Raw genomic sequence first — 2,335 nt, forward strand, 5'->3', positions numbered from 1 at the left:
CTTGAGAATGCGACAAAGGGCTGTCACCAAAAGGGTTTTGCCCACGTGGGAAGAAGTTCCCACCACCATCAAGGATCGACCTGAACAGCTCACCCCGGATCCCTCGCCCTTGGTTTCTGGTTGTTGCCATTCTCCCCGCGGCCAGTCCTGCCAAGCCAGGGCCTCCGTTGGCAAAAGCGACCCCATGATTCCTCAGTTCCCCAGAGCAACGCGCCCTGCTGATGCCAAGAGCCGAAACCCCAGGTCTGCACGGGATCCCAGGGGCTTGCGCTTTGTGCTTTCGACAGGATTTTGAGCTGGGGCAGATGGATTCGAACCACCGAATGGCGGGACCAAAACCCGCTGCCTTACCGCTTGGCGATGCCCCAATTCACATTGCTTAACCAGCTTAATTAATCTAGCGATGCAGCTTCGGGTCTGTCAACAGTTGCAGTGAGCTCCTATGCGTGGGGAAGCTGAAGCTCTTCGCCAAGGTCAGGGCCAATGTCAAGAGGAGTCACGGGGAGAGTGCGGGCTACCTCAAAGAAATAGGCGCGGATCTCTGGCCCGAAATAGATGACATCTCCACTCCTCAAGTAGTGAGTGGCCACCCGCGTGCCGTTGACAAACACCCCATTGGTACTGGACTGGCCCTTGCGGTTGCCGTCGATCAGGCAATAGGTAAACCCTGTCCGGTTGGACTTGGTGGGCACCCGCACCAGGTAAGCGTGGTGACGCGAGACAAACCGATTGACGATCTGGATGGCGTTGGAGGGATCCCGTCCAAGCGTATAGATACTCTCCCGCAGGATGTAGCTGCAGGGCCGGACAGGATGGCAGATGGACAGGGTGAACTCCGGATGGGACACCGGCCGTTCAGGGACTTGATCGAACAAATCCGCCGGCAGATCAAAGCCCTGGCTGGGAAGAGGACTTTTCCCGCCAACCTCTGTGATGGAGGTGAAAAAATCGTCGTAGCTATGTGGCAAAGGTCTTCCCCCCTCAACGCTCAACGCCATTTACAGCAGCTTGGCTTTCCAAATTCAAAGTCTTATCTATAGTTCCCCAAAACCCTACTGCTTTCAAAGGAACTCTGGTCTTGGCGGGCTGCCGGAAAACCCACAAGCCCCAGTGTACTGTACTATACACTATAGGCAGTCTTGGAGATACCCCCTTTCCCCGGAAACTGGGCTTGGGCTCAGGTTGGGCCCATTTTGGTTTTCAGGAATCCCTTGGGAGCCTCAGCCTTCGCGGGCTATCCTGAGTAACAGATTCTTGAGGTAGGGGTGTGACAGAGGCCCTGCTGCGTCGGTTGGATGTGGCCACAGAAGCTGCCCTGGAGGCAGGGGCTTTGCTGCGCAGTTATGTGGGAGGCACCCTCGCCATCGAGGAGAAACGTCCGGGCGACTTGGTGACGGCGGCGGATCGCGCTTCCGAGGATCTCATCTTGAAAATCTTGAGGCGGCACTTCCCCGAAGACGTCATCTTGACCGAGGAATCAGGCCAGCAGGGATCCCCGGAGGGTGCCTACGCTTGGATGATCGATCCCCTAGATGGCACCACCAACTTTGCCCATGGCTACCCTTTTGCCGCCGTCTCCATCGGTTTGCTGCAGGGGCGGGAGCCGGTTTTGGGGGTTGTTTGTGACGTTTTTCGCGGGGATCTGTTTCGCGCCGTCCAAGGAATGGGGGCCACCCGCAACCGTCAACCCATTCGAGTCTCCACAACGGCTGAATTGTCTCGGAGCCTGCTGGTTACCGGCTTTGCCTACGATCGTCGCGAAACCCCCGACAACAACTACGCCGAGTTTTGCCACTTTACCCATCTCACCCAAGGAGTACGGCGCGGCGGATCTGCAGCTCTGGATTTGGCCTATGTGGCCACCGGCCAGTTGGATGGCTATTGGGAGCGGGGCCTCTCCCCTTGGGACATTGCCGCAGGGATCGTCCTGGTGCGAGAGGCGGGTGGCAAGGTGACTGCTTACGATGGCGGCCCGGTGGATGTTTACAGTGGCCGACTGTTGGCCAGCAATGGCTGGTTACACGCTGCTCTGCAAGAAGAACTGGCCCAAGTACAGCCTTTGCCGGTCTCCTTTCCCATGCGGCGGGATCCACGCCCAGCCTATCAGAACCGGGAAAGCTCCCCAGTTGAGTTGAATTGAAGACAGAAGTAGGTAAACTACCCGGCCCTGACTACTTCGCAGTACAGGGCGGGCTTTCGGTAGCCCTGCAGTTGGCAAGCCAACCACGGACCTCTAGGCTGGTTTACGGCAGCCCCAAGTTTAGCAATCATGTTGGCCCCATTCCAGTCCGCATCCCCTTCCCATCCACAGTGCCCACACTTGAACTGCTTCCCA

At 57.7% G+C, this 2,335-nt stretch carries 3 protein-coding genes, 1 tRNA gene and 1 pseudogene; 1 reads left to right on the top strand and 4 read right to left on the bottom strand.

Features of this window, described 5'->3' with window-relative positions:
* The 3 genes from NW837_RS13215 to NW837_RS13225 form a co-directional block, all read right to left on the bottom strand.
* The coding region (locus NW837_RS13215) for a hypothetical protein (protein ID WP_414332094.1) at positions 1-186 on the bottom strand (186 nt) is incomplete at its 3' end.
* A gap of 110 nt (positions 187-296) precedes the next feature.
* Positions 297-368: transfer RNA gene (locus NW837_RS13220), tRNA-Gln, on the bottom strand.
* Positions 369-440: 72 nt separating this feature from the next.
* Positions 441-998: an FHA domain-containing protein gene (locus NW837_RS13225; RefSeq protein ID WP_414332095.1), complete on the bottom strand. Its 558-nt coding sequence runs from the start codon at positions 996-998 to the stop codon at positions 441-443.
* Between the two features lie 269 nt (positions 999-1,267).
* Here NW837_RS13225 and NW837_RS13230 point away from each other — a divergent pair, with 269 nt between their 5' ends.
* Positions 1,268-2,140: an inositol monophosphatase family protein gene (locus tag NW837_RS13230; protein WP_414332096.1), complete on the top strand. Its 873-nt coding sequence runs from the start codon at positions 1,268-1,270 to the stop codon at positions 2,138-2,140.
* Between the two features lie 17 nt (positions 2,141-2,157).
* Here the strand turns inward: NW837_RS13230 and NW837_RS13235 are convergent.
* Positions 2,158-2,335 (bottom strand): annotated as a pseudogene (locus NW837_RS13235) (RNA-guided endonuclease TnpB family protein); the annotation flags it as partial.

Source organism: Synechococcus sp. R6-10 (assembly GCF_047461815.1).
Lineage (GTDB): Bacteria > Cyanobacteriota > Cyanobacteriia > Thermostichales > Thermostichaceae > Thermostichus.